Origin of the sequence: Streptomyces sp. NPDC001980 (assembly GCF_040296885.1) — a bacterium.
Taxonomy (GTDB): domain Bacteria; phylum Actinomycetota; class Actinomycetes; order Streptomycetales; family Streptomycetaceae; genus Streptomyces.
In genome coordinates, this window is sequence record NZ_JBEOYD010000034.1 from 16,934 (window position 1) to 34,239 (window position 17,306).

Annotated in this window: 13 protein-coding genes; 4 read left to right on the forward strand and 9 right to left on the reverse strand. The window is 72.5% G+C overall.

The window, feature by feature from the left end; all coding sequences use genetic code 11:
- Positions 1–238 precede the first annotated feature (238 nt).
- The gene (locus tag ABT137_RS37560) at positions 239–1,714 is read left to right on the forward strand and encodes an NsdA family TPR-like regulatory protein (RefSeq protein WP_351715793.1); all 1,476 of its coding nucleotides are present in this window, start codon (positions 239–241) and stop codon (positions 1,712–1,714) included.
- A gap of 205 nt (positions 1,715–1,919) precedes the next feature.
- Here the strand turns inward: ABT137_RS37560 and ABT137_RS37565 are convergent, their stop codons facing one another.
- Both ABT137_RS37565 and ABT137_RS37570 read right to left on the reverse strand, forming a co-directional pair.
- Complete coding sequence (locus ABT137_RS37565; protein ID WP_351715795.1) at positions 1,920–3,278, reverse strand: NAD(P)/FAD-dependent oxidoreductase; 1,359 nt, start codon at positions 3,276–3,278, stop codon at positions 1,920–1,922.
- 160 nt (positions 3,279–3,438) lie between these two features.
- Positions 3,439–4,332 (reverse strand): TIGR01777 family oxidoreductase, encoded by an 894-nt coding sequence (locus tag ABT137_RS37570; protein ID WP_351715797.1) that lies wholly within the window; start codon positions 4,330–4,332, stop codon positions 3,439–3,441.
- A 72-nt stretch (positions 4,333–4,404) separates the two neighbouring features.
- Here ABT137_RS37570 and ABT137_RS37575 point away from each other — a divergent pair, with 72 nt between their 5' ends.
- Entirely contained in the window at positions 4,405–4,893 is a 489-nt protein-coding gene (locus tag ABT137_RS37575; protein ID WP_351715798.1) for a GNAT family N-acetyltransferase, read from the forward strand.
- 28 nt (positions 4,894–4,921) lie between these two features.
- Here ABT137_RS37575 and ABT137_RS37580 read toward each other — a convergent pair whose 3' ends face one another.
- A complete protein-coding gene (locus ABT137_RS37580; RefSeq protein WP_351715800.1) occupies positions 4,922–6,106 on the reverse strand; it encodes a MarP family serine protease in 1,185 nt (394 codons plus the stop codon).
- Between the two features lie 189 nt (positions 6,107–6,295).
- Here ABT137_RS37580 and ABT137_RS37585 point away from each other — a divergent pair, with 189 nt between their 5' ends.
- Positions 6,296–7,249 (forward strand): peptidoglycan recognition protein family protein, encoded by a 954-nt coding sequence (locus ABT137_RS37585; protein WP_502984641.1) that lies wholly within the window; start codon positions 6,296–6,298, stop codon positions 7,247–7,249.
- A gap of 72 nt (positions 7,250–7,321) precedes the next feature.
- Positions 7,322–7,573, forward strand: a complete 252-nt coding sequence (locus tag ABT137_RS37590; protein WP_351715802.1) for a hypothetical protein — start codon at positions 7,322–7,324, stop codon at positions 7,571–7,573.
- An 18-nt stretch (positions 7,574–7,591) separates the two neighbouring features.
- Here ABT137_RS37590 and ABT137_RS37595 read toward each other — a convergent pair whose 3' ends face one another.
- From ABT137_RS37595 to ABT137_RS37620, 6 genes are all read right to left on the reverse strand, one after another.
- Entirely contained in the window at positions 7,592–8,110 is a 519-nt protein-coding gene (locus tag ABT137_RS37595; RefSeq protein ID WP_351715944.1) for a DUF4240 domain-containing protein, read from the reverse strand.
- A gap of 97 nt (positions 8,111–8,207) precedes the next feature.
- On the reverse strand, positions 8,208–10,910 hold the full coding sequence (gene aceE, locus ABT137_RS37600; protein ID WP_351715804.1) for a pyruvate dehydrogenase (acetyl-transferring), homodimeric type: 2,703 nt from the start codon (positions 10,908–10,910) through the stop codon (positions 8,208–8,210).
- Positions 10,911–11,276: 366 nt separating this feature from the next.
- A complete protein-coding gene (locus ABT137_RS37605) occupies positions 11,277–11,900 on the reverse strand; it encodes a GntR family transcriptional regulator (RefSeq protein WP_351715806.1) in 624 nt (207 codons plus the stop codon).
- Positions 11,901–12,118: 218 nt separating this feature from the next.
- Positions 12,119–13,903, reverse strand: a complete 1,785-nt coding sequence (sucB, locus tag ABT137_RS37610; protein ID WP_351715808.1) for a 2-oxoglutarate dehydrogenase, E2 component, dihydrolipoamide succinyltransferase — start codon at positions 13,901–13,903, stop codon at positions 12,119–12,121.
- Positions 13,904–13,963: 60 nt separating this feature from the next.
- Positions 13,964–15,352 carry a dihydrolipoyl dehydrogenase gene (lpdA, locus tag ABT137_RS37615; RefSeq protein WP_351715809.1) on the reverse strand — a complete coding sequence of 463 codons (1,389 nt, stop codon included), beginning with the start codon at positions 15,350–15,352 and terminating at the stop codon, positions 13,964–13,966.
- A 353-nt stretch (positions 15,353–15,705) separates the two neighbouring features.
- The gene (locus tag ABT137_RS37620; RefSeq protein ID WP_351715811.1) at positions 15,706–17,244 is read right to left on the reverse strand and encodes a leucyl aminopeptidase; all 1,539 of its coding nucleotides are present in this window, start codon (positions 17,242–17,244) and stop codon (positions 15,706–15,708) included.
- Between the last annotated feature and the right edge of the window lie 62 nt (positions 17,245–17,306).

Here is a 17,306-nt window from a genome sequence, read left to right on the forward strand (position 1 = left end):
TCCCTCAGGCGATGGGTGTGTCAGGCACGTAACGCGCCCAAGCCACTGTACGTCCGCCCGTCGCGCGTCAGCCCCGGGGTCAATCCTCACACGATCGGATGAATGAACGGCGAGATGTGCGATCGACTGCTCACTCTCCGCTACATTCGCGCCGTCCACGAGCGCCAAAAGGGCTGCTCACCGGCAATCCGGGCACAAGCGACCGAGCTGAGCCAGAAGGCAGGAGACCGCACCCCAGATGACGGACCGACCCGCGCAGCGCACCCCCAACCGCCAGCTCGCCGCGCTCATCGCAGAAGCAGGGTTCTCCAACGCGGGTCTGGCCCGGCGCGTCGACCAACTCGGACTCGAACACGGGCTGGATCTCAGATACGACAAGACATCGGTCACCCGGTGGCTGCGCGGCCAGCAGCCCCGGGGCACCACACCCGCCCTGATCGCCGAGGTCTTCACCCGGCGCCTCGGCCGCCGGCTCACCGCCCAGGACCTGGGCCTCGACGCCTGCGCCCCGGTGTACGCCGGGCTGGAGTTCGCGGCCACCCCCGAGGAGGCCGTCGACATCGTCAGCGGGCTGTGGCGCAAGGACTCGGGCAGCCACGCCGAGCTCCGCAAGATCGCCTTCACCCCGGCCGGGCTGGTCGTCCCCAGCCGGGACTGGCTGATCGGCCGCGCCGACGACAAGGTGGCCCGCGGCGAGCCGGCGGCACCGGCGGCCACGGCCCGGGTGCCGGCGCAGACCCGGCCCGCCCCGCCCAAGTCGGTGCCGCTCGCGCCGGTGCGCCCGCGGGGGCAGGCCGAGCGCGGGCCCGGCCAGCGGGTGACCGGCGGCGACATCGCCGCGCTCCGCTCGGTCGGCGAGCTGTTCCGCTCCCTCGACGACCAGTACGGCGGCGGCCACGCCCGGCAGGCCCTCGTCCGCTACCTGGAGCACGAGTGCGAGCCGATGCTGCGCGGCACGTACGGTGAGCAGACCGGCCGCAGGCTGTTCGGCGCGGCGGCCGACCTGACCCGGCTCGCGGGCTGGACGTCGTACGACATCGCCGCGCACGGCCTCGCCCAGCGCTACTTCGTCCAGTCACTGCGGCTCGCCCAGGCGGCGGGGGACCGGTCCTACGGCTCCTACGTGCTCGTCACCATGAGCCGCCAGGCGGTCTACCTCGGCCACGGCCGGGAAGCGGTGCAGCTCGCGCGCGTCGCCCAGCAGGGGGTGGGCACGAGCGCCCCACCGGTCGTCCAGGCCCTGCTCCACGCGGCCGAGGCCCGCGCCCACGGGGTGCTCGGCGAGGTGCGCGCCTGCACGGGCGCGCTCGTCCGCGCCGAACGCGCCCTGGAGACGGCCCGCCCCGGCGACGAAGTCCCTTACTGGGCCCGCTTCTTCGACGAGGCGCAACTGGCCGACGAGTTCGGCCACTGCCACCGTGACCTCCAGCAGTTCCGGGCGTCCGCGCAGCACGCCGAGCGCTCTCTCCAACTCCGTGCGCCCTCCTACGCCCGCAGCCGCCTCTTCTGCCGCGTCGTCCTCGCCACGGCCCGCCTGGGCCTCGGCGAACTCGACCAGGCGTGCGCGCTCGGCGTGGAGGCGGCGGGGGCGGCGGCGGAGATGCGCTCGGTCCGCGCGATCGAGTACGTCAAGGATTTCGAACGCCGCCTGGAGCCGTACAAGGACGCGGCACCGGTGAAGGGGTACCGGGAGAAGGTCGCCGCACTGAACTGACGGTCCGCTGCGGCTCACCTTTCTTTTCGGCCGCAGCGGTGATCAGCCACGACGGTGTTGTTCGGCGGTGCCGGACTGGCCGTCGCCACTCGCCGTTGGCGGCTCCGGTCGTCTGGCGGGTGCGCCGCCGTCGTGGCTGGTCGCGCAGTTCCTCCCCCAGCCTTCGGCCGGGGGTACCCCCAGCGCCCCTTTCCCCGAAGGGGCGCTATGCGGCCCGGCGTTGCAAAGGCTCCGCGGTGTTCAAGGAGCCTGCTGCGCCCAGGTCCGCCAGGATGGCCGCTGTTGCCCGGTGGGCTGAATGCAGTGCTCCCTGGACTGTGCTGGTGTCGCGGTGGTCGCCGCAGACGTAGAGGCCGGCGAGGAGGCGGACGGGGCGGCGGAGGTCGTGCGGGGGGCGCATGGCGGGGATGGCCTCGGGGGTGTGGTGGACCGCGAGGGTCTCCCAGCGGCGCGTCGACGTGCCGTAGAGGCGGGAGAGGTGCATGCGGACCGCGGTGTCGATGTCCGAGGGGGGTGCGCCGAGGAGTGTCGAGGAGATCAGGGCGCGGCCCTGGGGGGCGCGGCTCGGGTCGATGTTGCTGACGACGGAGGTGTGGGAGACGGGGCCGCCCCGGTCCGCGTCCAGGAGGAGGGACGTCCCGGTCGTGAGCGTCGCCGGTTCGTCCGTCGTGTGGTGGACCACCGTCACCTGGTGGAAGTCCGGGACGCGCAGGCCCGGGAGCAGTTCGGCGGCGGCTCGGGCGTCGGTCGCGAGGAGGACCGCCCGGCAGCGGATCTCGCCGTGTTCGGCCGTCGTCACCGAGGTGGTGGAGACCGAGGTGACCCGTACGCCGGTGTGGACCGTGCCGGGCGGGAGGGCGCGGGCGAGGAGGTCCGGGAGGACCTCGGCGCCGCCCTCCGGCACGCACAGCCGCCCGCTCGCGAAGGAGCGCAGGGCGAGGTCCGCGCAGCGGCTGGACGTCGTCAGCTCGGGGTCGCAGAGGAGGGCCGCGAGCAGCGGGCGCAGGAAGCCGTCGATCGTGCGGGCGGGCACCCCGCGCTCCGCGAGGGCGTGGGCGGCGGGGAGTTCGCGGCGGGCCAGGATCCGTTCGACGGGAGTGACCGCGAGGCGGCCCAGTGCGGCGCCCAGGCGGGCCTGGTCGACGGCGCCGCCCATCGGTGCCGTCGACCGCGCCGGTGCCACGGCCGGGCCGCCCCTGGGGGCGCTTGCCAGGGCGCGCACGGCGTACAGTGCGCCCCTCGCGCTTCCGCCGCCCGCCGGTGCGCCGGCCCGGTGCCTGCGTCCGTCGCGATGCAGCAGCACGCCGGGCGCGTACCGGCGCAGAACCAGGGCGTCCAGTCCTGGGGCGAGGCGTAGCTCCGGGTAGGACGTGGACAGGAGCTGCCCGATCCGGTCGAGCCGGAAGCCGTCCACCTTCTCGGTCGACATGCGTCCGCCGACGTAGGGGGCGGCCTCCAGGACCGCGGTCGTTACTCCTGCGCTGTTCAGCCGATGAGCCGCGGAGAGTCCGGCGATTCCGGCTCCCACGATGACGACGTCCGCCTGGTACGCGGGCTCATGCACGAGGCCCCTCCTCGATTGCGCGTCCGGTGGAGACGTGATGCCCCCAACAAGCTCCGGGGATACCCGAGTTCGGGTCGAGGTTAGGGCGGTGATCGGTCAAGGACAGTCGCGCATGAACAGGGCACGGTCGCACGCCGGTCGCATACGGTCACACGGGCCGTCAGGCCGCCCGGATCGCGTCCTCGATGCCCGGGAACGCGAAGGTGAACCCCGACTCCAGCAGTCGCTTCGGCACCACCCGTTGGCTGCCCAGCACGTCCCCGGCCATCTCGCCGAGCGCCGCGCGCAGCACCGGGGAGGGCACCGGGAAGCGGGCCGGACGGCGCAGCACCCGGGCCATCGCCGCGGTGATCTCGGCGTTGGTCAGAGGATGCGGTGCGGTGAGGTTGAACGGGCCCGACAGACCCTCAGTCTCCATCAGGAACCGGATCGCCGCGACCTCGTCGTGCAGCGCGATGAACGACCAGTACTGGCGGCCGTCGCCCAGCCGGCCGCCGAGCCCGGCCCTGAACAGTGGGAACAGCCGGCCCCAGGCCCCGCCGCCGCGGGCCACCACCAGTCCGGTGCGCGTCAACACCGTCCGTACGCCCGCCTCCTGCGCCGGGGCCGCCGCCTCCTCCCACTCCACGCACAGCGACGGCAGGAAGCCGTCCCCGGGCGGGGCGTCCTCGTCCACGGCCCGGTCGCCGGTGTCGCCGTAGAAGCCCATCGCGCTGCCGCTCACGAACACCCGCGGCGGCTCCGGCATCGCCGCCACGGCCTCCGCGAGCGCCGCCGTGCCGAGCACCCGGCTGTCCCGGATCTCCCGCTTGTAGGCGGCCGTCCAGCGCCGGTCGCCGATCCCGGCCCCGGCGAGGTTCACCACCGCGTCGCAGCCGGCCAGCCCGGCGGTGTCCACGTACTGCCCCTCGGGATCCCAGCAGACCTCCCCGGCGCCGTGGGCGGCGCGCCGCACCAGGCGCACCACCTCGTGCCCGTCCGCCCGCAGGGACCGCACCAGGGCGCTGCCGATGAGGCCGGACGCGCCGGCCACCGCGATACGAGAACGTTCCATGGGTCCCAGCATGCCGGGAAGGACGGAGGAAAACCCGTGGGGCCCCGGTGCCGGCCGACTTAGGGTGACCGCATGCCGGAACCGTACATACGCACCGCCCTGCCCGACGACGACGAGGAGCTCTCCGCCCTCGACCGCGCCACCTGGTCGTACCTGCACGCGGTCCTGCCGCGGCCGCAGCCGCCGTACGACCCCTTCTTCGGCGAGCGGCACGCCCCCGAGGACACCCTGGTCGCCGAGGTCGACCGGCGCATCGTCGGCTACGTCCGGCTCGGCCTCGCCTACAAGATCGCCTCCAACGCGCACGTCCGGCAGATCAGGGGCCTCGCGGTCGCCGAGGAGGCCCGCGGCCGGGGCGTGGCCCGGGCGCTGCTGCGGGCGGCGATGGAGGAGGCCCGCCGCCGCGGCGCCCGCCGGATCCGGCTCGGCGTCCTCGGGCACAACACCCCGGCGCGCCGGCTCTACGAGTCGGAGGGCTTCGCCGTCGAGGGCGTGCTGCCCGGGGAGTTCTTCCTGGACGGCGAGTACGTCGACGACGTGGTCATGGGCCGGCCGCTGTGACGGCCAGGACCTGACGGCCAGGACGAGATCAGGACGTGATCAGCTCGCCCGTGTCCACCGGCGAGGTGGCGTGCGCCGCGCGCGAGGCGTCCGTGGCCACCTCGTCGGCGGTCAGCACGTACCCCGTCTCGTCGTCGGACGTGGAGCGGGCGAACACCACGCCGTACACCTTGCCGCCGGTGGTCAGCAGCGGGCCGCCGGAGTTGCCGGGGCGGACCGTGGAACGGATCGAGTAGATCTCCCGGGTCACCGTGGCGTCGTTGTAGATGTTCTGGCCGGTGGCCCGCACCGTGTTCGCCACGGTGGCCGCCTGCAGGTTCAGGTCGCCGTCCTGCGGATAGCCGGCCACCACGGCGGAGTTCCCGCGCGCCGCGCTCGTGTCGAACTTCAGCACCGGAGCCCGCAGCTGCGGCACGTACAGCACCGCCACGTCCCGGTCCGGGTCGAAGAGGACGACCTCCGCGTCGTACGACGGACCGACCCCGCCGATCCGCACGCTCGGGTTGTCGATGCCGGCCACCACGTGCGCGTTGGTCATCACGTGCTCCGGCGCGAACACGAACCCGCTGCCCTCGCGGCCCTGGGTGCCGGAGGAACCCTCGATCTTGACCGTGCTGCGCTTGGCCGCGTTCGTGGCCGCCGCCGTGACGTTGTCCCCGGAGGGCTTGGCGACCTGGGCCGTCGACTCGTTCTCGAACGGGTTGAAGACCTGGGGGAAACCCGCCTCGGTCAGCGCCGAGGTGGCCCGCGAGAACCAGGCCGGCGTGGTGTCCGGCATGGTGTCCTGCACGGCGCCGAGCAGCTTCGAGTCCCGGATCGCCGTCGTCACCGCGGGCGACGAGGACGCGCCGAGGACGCTCGCCGCCACCCAGGCCACGATCAGCACCGCCACCGAGTTGGCGACCGCGCCGCCTATCCCGTCGGCCACCCTGAGCGGCCCCTCGTCCAGCTCCCGGCGCAGCCGCAGCGCCAGCCGCCCCGCCAGCTCGTGCCCCACCACCGCCGGCACCAGCACCGTCAGCACCGCGACCACCGTCGCCGTCGCCGTCCCGCGCGTGACCAGCTCCATCACCCACGGCAGCACCCACACGCCGATCACCGCGCCGCCCACGAACCCGGCCAGCGACACACAGCCGGCCACCAGCCCGCGCCGGTAACCGGACGCCGCGTAGACGAGGACCACCAGTACGAGCACCAGGTCGAGCAGGTCCACGGAGCCGCCTTTCTCTCGGTGCCCTTAATACGGTCGGGACAGGCCCGGTGATCAGTTCACGCGCGCGAGGCCCCGGGAACCGGCCACGCGCACGTGTACCCCCTGAAACGCCCCGGACCAGGACGATGGTTCCACCAGGTGGCACAGCACACATCGCGGGCGCAGTCGATCACCCCGAGAGTGATTGCCATGCGTGTCTTCCCAAGAGCGGGGCGGTGCACCAGGATCACCGCCCTGACGCTGCTCGGCTGCCTGCCCGGCCTCGCCGCCGTCCTCACCCTGGTGCTGTGCACCCAGGGCGAGGACCGCCCCGTCGCGATCCACCTGGCCGCGCCCGCGCCCGCCAGCCCCGCCATCCGCTACCGGGCACCCCGGCCGCACATCGAGCCGCGCTCGGCCTGGCTGGACGCCACCGTCCGCCGCACCCAGCCGCCACCGCGCTACGACGACCAGGTCGTCGCCGTCTTCGTGCACCACACCGACTCGCCCAACGGCTACTCCTGCGCGCAGACCCCCGAGATCATCCGCCGCCTGTACTCCGGCCAGACCGGTGACCGCGCCTGGGACGACATCGGCTACAACTTCCTCGTCGACCGGTGCGGCACCATCTACGAGGGCCGCGCGGGAGGCGCGGACCGGGCCGTCACCGGCGCGCACACCCAGGGCTTCAACCACCGCACCGCCGGCATCGCCGCCCTCGGCACCTTCACCGCCGGGGTACCCGTGCCGCGCGCCATGACCGACGCGATCGCCGCCGTCGCCGCCTGGAAACTCGGGCTGGCCGGCGTCGACCCGCGCGGCAGCGCCCGGCTGGTCTCCAGCAACGGCCTCAGCCGCTACCAGGAGGGCACCACCGTCGCCCTGCCCGCCGTGGCCGGCCACCAGGACGGCTACCGGACCAACTGTCCCGGAGCGGCCCTCGCCGACCGCCTCCCCGAGATCAGGGAGACGGCGGCCCGGCTGCAGGGCAGGCTCCCGACGGCGAAACCCGCGGCGCCACCGTCGCCTTCGAAAACCCCGGCACCTTCGAAGACACCGGCGGCAGCCGTGCCCCGGGCCGGAACCCCCCTGAGAGGGCTCCTGGAAACGCCCCCGCGCACCGTCCTCGGACCACCCGCGAAAGCGTCCACAGGAACGCCATAGGCGGCACGCAGGCCGTTCAGATCCCCGCGTCCTACCGTCAGGGACACCAGAAGCCGACTGGAGGTGGGGATCATGAACAGCAGTCGTACCGAAACCCGTGCCGAAGGCCGTACCCAGGCCACGGAGAAGGCCGGTTGGGCCAGGTCGTCCCGGGGACCCTGGGCCGTGGTCTGCGCGGTCGCGACGGTCGTCCTCGGCCCGGCCGCGGTCACCGCGTCCGCCCTCGACCAGGCCAACGCGGCGCCGATGCACCACGCGGTCAAGGCCGAGCAGACCCAGGCGTACATCCCGTCCGACGCGACCCGCCGCCGTACCGCGGCCTGAGCCCTACCCGCCCGACCCCTACCCCTTGAAGCGGTCCCACAGCCTGGGGAACCGGTCGGCAAGCACCCGGCCGTTCTCGAAGTCGACCGGGGTGCCCTCGGGTTCGGAGGGCGCGGGGGCGATACCCAGGTCGGGCGCCACGGTCCCGGTGAGCTGCTCGTACGCCTCGTCCGCCGCGTACCCCAGCTCCTCGCCGTCGCCGTCGATCTCCTCGTCGAAGTCGGCCAGCAGCTCCGCCAGCGCGTCCGGGTCGTGCAGGGCGCCCTCGAAGATCTCCCGGCCCTGGGCGATGAGCCAGCACCGGAAGAAGTCGAACGCGTCGTCGCTGGCCCCGTCCAGCAGGACCCAGGCGGCGCCCCACAGGTCCCAGCGGTAGGCGCGGTTGTAGCGGGCCTCGAAGTGCCGGGCGAAGTCCAGGACCAGGTCGGGCTCCAGCTGGAGCAGCCGCTCCACGAGCAGGTCGGCCTGCTCCTCGGGGTCGCCCTCGGCGGCCGCGCGGGTGGTGTCGACCAGCTCCCAGAACTCCGTCTCGTCCATCACGGGTCCAGCATCGTGCCTGGGCGCCGGGGGCGCACGCGGAGTGGTGCGGATTGTTATCCACCGTCACCCCGGCGTGCGGCACCCCGTCAACCGCTCAGAGCGCGTAGCGCTCCCGTGCTTCCTTCACCGCGGTCGCCTTGACCTCGCCGCGCCTGGCCAGCTGGGCCAGGGCCGCCACGACGACCGACTCGGCGTCGACGCCGAAGTGGCGGCGGGCCGCGTCCCGGGTGTCGGAGAGCCCGAAGCCGTCGGCGCCGAGGGAGGCCCAGTCCTGCTCGACCCACTGCGCGATCTGGTCCGGGACCTGGCGCATGTAGTCGGACACGGCCAGGACCGGGCCCTCCGCGCCGTGCAGCACCTGGCGGAGGTACGGCACCCGGTCCTCGCCGCGCAGCAGGGCCGCGTCCGCCTCCATGGCGTCACGGCGGAGCTCCGTCCAGGAGGTGGCGGACCAGACGTCGGCCGCCACGCCCCACTCCTCGGCGAGCAGCCGCTGCGCCTTGAGCGCCCAGTGGATCGCCGTACCGGAGCCGAGCAGCTGGATGCGCGGGGCGTTCGCCGGCGCGGACAGCCCGGCCGACTCCGCCGTGTTGAAGCGGTACAGACCCTTGACGATGCCCTCGTCGATGCCGAGCCCGGCCGGCTTGGCGGGCTGCGGGAGCGGCTCGTTGTAGACGGTCAGGTAGTAGAAGACGTTCGGGTCCTCGCCCGGCGCCGGCTCGCCGTACATGCGGCGCAGGCCGTCCTTGACGATCGTCGCGATCTCGTAGGCGAAGGCCGGGTCGTACGACAGCGCGGCCGGGTTGGTCGCGGCGATCACCGGGGAGTGGCCGTCGGCGTGCTGGAGGCCCTCGCCGGTCAGGGTGGTGCGGCCGGCGGTCGCGCCGACGAGGAAGCCGCGGCCGAGCTGGTCGCCGAGCTGCCACATCTGGTCGGCGGTCCGCTGCCAGCCGAACATCGAGTAGAAGATGTAGAACGGGATCATCGCCTCGCCGTGCGTCGCGTACGCGGTGGACGCGGCGATGAAGTCGGCCATCGAACCGGCCTCGGTGATCCCCTCGTTGAGGATCTGGCCGTTCTTGGCCTCCTTGTAGTACATCAGCTGGTCACGGTCGACCGGCTCGTACGTCTGTCCCTTGGGCGAGTAGATGCCCAGCGACGGGAACAGGCTCTCCATGCCGAAGGTGCGCGCCTCGTCGGGGACGATCGGCACCCAGCGCTTCCCGGTCTCCTTGTCCCGGACCAGGTCCTTGACGAGGCGGACGAAGGCCATCGTGGTCGCCACGTTCTGCGAGCCGGAGCCCTTGTCGAAGGAGGCGAAGGCCTTGTCGGCGGGGGCGGGGAGCGGCGCCAGGGCGTGGGTGCGGCGGGCCGGGGCCGGGCCGCCGAGGGCCGCCCGTCGCTCCTGGAGGTAGCGCACCTCGGGGGAGTCCGCGCCCGGGTGGCCGTAGGGCACGACCCCGTCGGCGAAGGCGCTGTCCGGGATCGGCAGCTCAAGCAGCTCCCGCATCGTCTTGAACTCGTCCACCGTCAGCTTCTTCATCTGGTGGTTGGCGTTCTTCGACGCGAAGCCGTCGCCGAGGGTGTGGCCCTTGACCGTCTGGGCCAGGATCACGGTCGGCGCGCCCTTGAACTCGACGGCGGCCTTGTACGCGGCGTACACCTTGCGTGCCTCGTGACCACCGCGGGAGAGGTGGAAGCACTCCAGGATCTTGTCGTCGCTCAGCAGCTTCGCCATCTCGGCGAGCGCGGGGTCCTTGCCGAAGAAGTCGGCGCGGATGTAGGCGGCGTCGCGGGTCTGGTACGTCTGCACCTGCGCGTCCGGTACCTCGCGCAGCCGCCGTACCAGCGCGCCGGTGGTGTCGAGCGCGAACAGCTGGTCCCAGGCCGTGCCCCACAGCGTCTTGACGACGTTCCAGCCGGCGCCGCGGAACTGGGCCTCCAGCTCCTGCACGATCTTGAAGTTGGCGCGCACCGGGCCGTCGAGGCGCTGCAGGTTGCAGTTGATGACGAAGGTGAGGTTGTCCAGACCCTCGCGGGAGGCGAGTGCGAGGGCGGCCGTGGACTCCGGCTCGTCCATCTCGCCGTCGCCGAGGAAGGCCCAGACGTGCGAGGCGGTGAGGTCCTTGATACCGCGCGCGGTCAGGTACCGGTTGAAGCGGGCCTGGTAGATGGCCGAGAGCGGGCCGAGGCCCATGCTCACCGTCGGGAACTCCCACAGCCACGGCAGGCGGCGGGGGTGCGGGTACGACGGGAGGCCGTTGCCGCCGGCCTCCTGGCGGAAGTTGTCGAGGTGCGCCTCGGTCAGGCGGCCGTCGAGGAAGGCGCGGGCGTAGATGCCGGGGGAGGCGTGGCCCTGGATGTAGAGCTGGTCACCGGAGCCGTCCCCCTCCTTCCCCTTGAAGAAGTGGTTGAAGCCGGTCTCGTAGAGCCAGGCGGCGGAGGCGAAGGTGGCGATGTGACCGCCGACGCCGTGCTTGCTGCCCCGGGTCACCATCGCGGCCGCGTTCCAGCGGTTCCACGCGGTGATCTTCCGCTCCATCTCCTCGTCGCCGGGGACGGCCGTCTCGGCGGCGGTGGGGATGGTGTTGAGGTAGTCCGTCTCCAGCAGCTTCGGCAGCGCGACGCCGTCCGCCTCGGCTCGCTCCAGCGTACGGCGCATCAGGTATGCGGCGCGGTGCGGCCCGGCCTCCCTGGCCACGGCGTCCAGAGAGGCCTGCCATTCGGCGGTCTCCTCCGGGTCCCGGTCCGGGAGCTGGTCGAGCGCGCTCGGCTGGATGGCCTGGGGGTCGGTCATGTCGCCGCCTTCCTCAGTCGAAGGGGGTTCCCTCATCGGTAAGGGGTTCGGGGGTGCCCTTGGTCTTTGGCAGGACAGGGCAGAGGGCCCGGGTGCGAGCCCGTCGGTGACTCTAACTCCCTGATCGATGATCGATCAAAGGGTTGAGGGGCAAAACCTCTCGATTCCGAGAAAGTCGGCACGGGGTGCCTTCGGCGATGGCACCGGGTGACGTGATCCAGTCGACGTTTACGCAGGTGAGGCGGTGTTTGAGCGGGGGAGCGCTCTTGTGTGGAAGGGGATTCCCGCCCTGTCTTTTCCGCCGCGGCGGCGATCAGCCGGGACGGCGCTGTTCGGCGGTGCCGGGCCCACCGTGGCCCCGGCGGCTCACGGCCTCGGGGCGCAGCCCAGGACGTGGGACTTCACGATGTCCGCGATGCGGGGGTCGCGGCGCTGGAAGGCGGCCACCAGCTCCTCGTGTTCCTCGGCGTACGACTGCTGGACCGTGCCCAGCCAGCGGATCGACAGGGCCGTAAAGACCTCGATGCCCAGGCCCTCCCAGGTGTGCAGCAGCACCGAGTTGCCGGCCGCCCGGACCAGCTCACGGTGGAAGCCGACCGTGTGGCGGACCTGTGCCGTGCCGTCGGAGTTCCGGTCGGCGTCGTACAGGGCCGCCACGTGCGGTTCCAGGGCCGAGCAGTCCTCGGCCAGCCGCTCCGCCGCCAGCTCCGCCGCGATCGCCTCCAGGCCGGCCCGCACCGGGTAGCTCTCCTCCAGGTCGGCCGCCGTCAGGTTCCGCACCCGCACGCCCTTGTTCGGCGCCGACTCGATGAGCCGGAGCGACTCCAGCTCGCGCAGCGCCTCCCGCACCGGCGTCTGGCTGACCTCCAGCTCCGTCGCGATCCGTCGCTCCACGATCCGCTCGCCCGGCTTCCAGCGCCCGCTGACGATCCCCTCCACGATGTGCTCGCGGATCTGTTCGCGCAGCGAGTGGACGACGGGCGCGGTCATGGGAGCTCCTTAAGGGCGTTTGACGTTTAGACAATAAGGCCGGACCGCCTTTCGGGAGAGGCGCACGGGGGCGCTTTCGCGCAGGTGAGACGAGACTTACACGCTGCCGGTGAGACGACGGTGCCCCGCCCGGAAGAACTCCGGACGGGGCACCGTGGAAACCGCTGGGGACCAGAGACCGATCTCGACTTCGTGGAGATCCTCACCCCTGTTGCAGGTTACAGACCGAGCTCGACCTCGAACTCGCCCGCCTCCAGGATCGCCTTGACGGCCGTCAGGTAGCGGGCCGCGTCGGCGCCGTCCACCAGGCGGTGGTCGTAGGACAGGGTCAGGTACGTCATGTCGCGGACGCCGATGACCGTGCCCTCCTCCGTCTCGATGACGGCCGGACGCTTGACCGTGGCACCGATGCCGAGGATCGCGACCTGGTTCGGCGGCACGATGATCGTGTCGAACAGCGCGCCGCGCGAGCCGGTGTTGGAGATGGTGAAGGTCGCACCGGACAGCTCGTCCGGGGTGATCTTGTTGGCGCGGACCTTGCCGGCCAGGTCGGCCGTGGCCTTGGCGATACCGGCGATGTTGAGGTCACCGGCGTGCTTGATGACCGGGGTCATCAGGCCCTTCTCCGAGTCCACCGCGATACCGATGCTCTCGGTGTCGAAGTAGGTGATCGTGCCCTCGTCCACGTTGATCCGGGCGTTGACGGCCGGGTGGGCCTTCAGCGCCTGGGCCGCCGCCTTCACGTAGAACGGCATCGGGGAGAGCTTGACGCCCTCGCGGGCCGCGAACGAGTCCTTGGCCTGGGTGCGCAGGCGCATCAGGCGGGTCACGTCGACCTCGACGACCGAGGAGAGCTGGGCCTGCTCGTGCAGCGCCTTGACCATGTTGTCGCCGATGACCTTGCGGATGCGGGTCATCTTGACGGTCTGACCGCGGAGCGGGGAGACCTCCAGCGCCGGGGCCTTCTTCGCAGCGGCGGCGGCCGGAGCGGCAGCGGCGGGAGCCGGAGCAGCGGCGGCGGCCTTCGCGGCCTCGGCGGCGGCGAGCACGTCCTGCTTGCGGATCCGGCCGCCGACGCCGGTGCCCTTGACGGCACCCAGGTCGACGCCGTTCTCGGCGGCGAGCTTGCGGACCAGCGGGGTGACGTAGGCACCCTCGTCGACCGGAGCGGCCGGAGCCGGCGCCGGGGTGACGGGGGCGGCGACCACCGGTGCGGCGGCCACCGGCGCGGGGGCCGGAGCCGGGGCGGCCGGAGCCGGCGCGGCGGCGACCGGCGCGGGCGCCGGGGCGGCCGGGGCGGGCGCGGGGGCCGGAGCGGCGGGAGCCGGGGCAGCGGCGGCGGGCGCCGGAGCCGGGGCGGGGGCGGCCGCCGGAGCGGCACCCGGGGCGCCGATGACGGCGAGCTTGGCACCGACCTCGGCGGTCTCGTCCTCGCCGACCGTGATCTCCAGCAGCACACCGGAGGTGGGCGCCGGGATCTCGGTGTCGACCTTGTCGGTGGACACCTCCAGCAGCGGCTCGTCGGCCTCGACGGAGTCGCCGACCGACTTCAGCCAGCGGGTGACGGTGCCCTCGGTGACGGACTCACCGAGCGCGGGCAGGACCACGTCCGTACCGGACGCGCCACCGGCCGGAGCCGCGGGGGCAGCGGGGGCCGGGGCGGGGGCGGCCGGGGCCTCGACGACCGGCGCGGCGACCGGCGCGGCCGGAGCCGGGACGGCGGCGGGCTCGGCGGCCGGGGCCGGAGCGGCAGCGGGCGCGCCCGTGCCGTCGTCGATGATCGCCAGCTCGGCGCCCACCTCGACCGTCTCGTCCTCGGCGACCTTGATCGAGGCCAGGATGCCCGAGGCGGGGGCCGGGATCTCGGTGTCGACCTTGTCGGTCGAGACTTCGAGCAGCGGCTCGTCGGCCTCGACGCGTTCACCCTCGGCCTTCAGCCAGCGGGTGACAGTGCCCTCGGTGACGCTCTCGCCGAGCGCCGGAAGGGTTACGGAAACCGCCATGGTTTCGGTTGCTCCTTACGAATTGCGGAAGTCTGAGTCGTCGCTTGTGTCGACCGAGGGTCAGTCGTGCGAGTGGAGGGGCTTGCCGGCCAGGGCCAGGTGGGCCTCGCCGAGCGCCTCGTTCTGCGTCGGGTGGGCGTGGATGAGCTGGGCGACCTCGGCGGGCAGCGCCTCCCAGTTGTAGATCAGCTGGGCCTCGCCGACCTGCTCGCCCATACGGTCGCCGACCATGTGGACGCCGACCACGGCACCGTCCTTCACCTGGACGAGCTTGATCTCGCCCGCGGTGTTGAGGATCTTGCTCTTGCCGTTGCCCGCCAGGTTGTACTTCAGAGCGACGACCTTGTCCGCACCGTAGATCTCCTTGGCCTTGGCCTCGGTGATACCCACGGAGGCGACCTCCGGGTGGCAGTACGTCACCCGCGGGACACCGTCGTAGTCGATCGGGACCGTCTTCAGACCGGCCAGGCGCTCCGCCACCAGGATGCCCTCGGCGAAGCCGACGTGCGCGAGCTGGAGGGTCGGGACCAGGTCACCGACGGCGGAGATGGTCGGGACGTTCGTCCGCATGTACTCGTCGACAAGGACGTAACCGCGGTCCATGGCGACACCCTGCTCCTCGTAGCCGAGACCGGCGGAGACGGGACCGCGGCCGACGGCGACGAGCAGGACCTCGGCCTCGAACTCCTTGCCGTCGGCGAGGGCGACCTTGACACCGTCGGCGGTGTACTCGGCCTTCGAGAAGAAGGTGCCCAGGTTGAACTTGATGCCGCGCTTGCGGAAGGCGCGCTCAAGAAGCTTGGAGGAGTTCTCGTCCTCGACCGGGACGAGGTGCTTGAGGCCCTCGACGACGGTGACGTCGGCACCGAAGGACTTCCAGGCGGAGGCGAACTCGACGCCGATGACACCGCCGCCCAGGATGATCGCGGACTTCGGCACGCGGTCCAGGACGAGGGCGTGGTCGGAGGAGATGATGCGGTTGCCGTCGATCTCCAGGCCCGGCAGCGACTTCGGCACGGAGCCGGTCGCGAGGAGGACGTGGCGGCCCTGGATGCGCTGGCCGTTCACATCCACGGAGGTCGGGGAGGAGAGCCGCCCCGTGCCCTCGATGTACGTCACCTTGCGGGACGCGATCAGACCCTGCAGACCCTTGTACAGGCCGGAGATGACGCCGTCCTTGTACTTGTGGACGGCCGGGACGTCGATGCCCTCGAAGGTGGCCTTGACACCGAACTGCTCGCTCTCGCGGGCCTGGTCGGCGATCTCGCCCGCGTGCAGCAGGGCCTTGGTGGGGATGCAACCCCGGTGCAGGCAGGTACCGCCGACCTTGTCCTTCTCGATCAGGGCGACGTCCAGGCCCAGCTGCGCCCCGCGCAGGGCCGCGGCGTAACCGCCACTACCACCGCCGAGGATCACTAGGTCGAAAACGGTGCTGGCGTCGTTCGCCACGTCACGTCCTCCATGCATGTGCGCCGTACGCCGGGCACCTTTTTCCCATACGGGTGGTTGACCGGTCGGTCGGCTGTTGTCCGGCCGCTCTTCTTCGGCCCTGTGGGTGGGGCCCTGTCCTGCCGAGCCCCATCTTCGCACTTGTCGGAGGTGAACGAGACGCGGGGCTGGGGTGTGAGACACCACACGCAGCGCCCCGCAAGGGGCGCTGGGGGTACCCCCGGCCGAAGGCTGGGGGAGGAACTGCGCGATCAGCGACCACCCGCGGTCGCCACACAACCGAAAGCCCCGAACCAATAGGCGACGGGACCCCGCCCTACCCGCGCGCGAGGTCCCGTCCACAAAACCCGACGTCAGCCCAGGTCGCCCTCGGCCGTCAGCTCCGCCAGCCGCACCAGCGTCCGCACCGCCGACCCCGTGCCCCCCTTCGGCGTGTAGCCGAAGGCGCCCCCCTCGTTGAAGGCCGGCCCGGCGATGTCCAGGTGCGCCCAGGTGATCCCCTCGCCCACGAACTCGCGCAGGAAGAGCCCGGCGACCAGCCCGCCGCCCATCCGCTCACCCATGTTCGCGATGTCCGCGGTGGGGGAGTCCATCCCCTTGCGCAGGTGCTCCGGCAGCGGCATCGGCCACGCCGGCTCGCCCACCTCCTGCGCGGCCTCGTGCACCGCGGAACGGAACGCGTCGTCGTTCCCCATGACCGCGAAGGTCCGGCTGCCCAGCGCCAGCATCATCGCGCCGGTCAGCGTCGCCACGTCCACGATCGCGTCCGGCTGCTCCGCCGACGCCGCCCACAGCGCGTCGGCGAGCACCAGCCGGCCCTCCGCGTCCGTGTTGAGCACCTCGACGGTCTTGCCGCTGTACATGCGCAGCACGTCACCCGGGCGCACGGCGGTGCCGGACGGCATGTTCTCGGCCAGCGCCAGCCACCCGGTCACGTTGACCGGCAGACCGAGCCGCGCCGCCACCACGACGGCCGCGAACACCGCCGCCGCGCCGCTCATGTCGCACTTCATCGTCTCGTTGTGGCCGGCTGGCTTGAGCGAGATGCCGCCCGAGTCGTAGGTGATGCCCTTGCCGACGAACGCGAGGTGCTTGTCGGCGTCGGCGTGCGTGTACGACAGCTTCACCAGCCGCGGGGTGGCCGCCGAGCCGCCGCCGACGCCGAGGATGCCGCCGTACCCGTCCTTGGCGAGCGCCTTGTCGTCGAGCACCTGGATCTTGAGGCCGTGCTCCTTGGCCGCGCCCTGCGCGATCGCGGCGAACGCGGCCGGCGTGAGGTCGTTCGGCGGGGTGTTGACCAGGTCACGGGCCCGGTTGAGCTCCTCGGAGACGGCCGTGGCACGGGCCAGGGCCGCCTTGTGGGCGGCGTCCCGCGGCTTGCCGCCGAGCAGCACGCCGTCGGCGAGCGGCGCCCGGCCGTTCTTCGCCTTCAGGCTCTTGCCGTTGCCGGCACCGTTGTCCTTGTACGTGTCGAAGGAGTAGGCGCCGAGCAGCACGCCCTCGCCGATCGCGCCCACGGCGGCCGCGTCCTCGACGGGCAGCGCGAAGGCCGCCTTCTTGGCCCCGGCCAGCGCGCGGGCGGCGACACCGGCCGCCCGGCGCAGCGCCTCGGCCTCGTAGTCCGCGTCCGGGCCGGGCTCGGCGCCCAGGCCCACGGCGATGACCAGCGGGGCCTTGAAGCCGGCCGGGGCGGGCAGTTTCGTCAGTTCGCCCTCGGCACCCGAGGCTCCGAGGGTCTCCAGGACGGCGGCCAGCTTGCCGTCGTAGGCCGTGTCCACGGCTTCGGCGCCCGGGGCGACGACCGGGCCCTTGGCGCCCTTGGCGACACCGATCACGATCGCGTCGGCCCGGAGGCCGGGCGCCGCTGAGGTGCTGAGAGTGAGAGCAGTCACGGTGGTGGAATCTCGCTTCCGATGTTGAGTTGCAGTGGCCGAGCGGGTGGGTCGACCGGGCC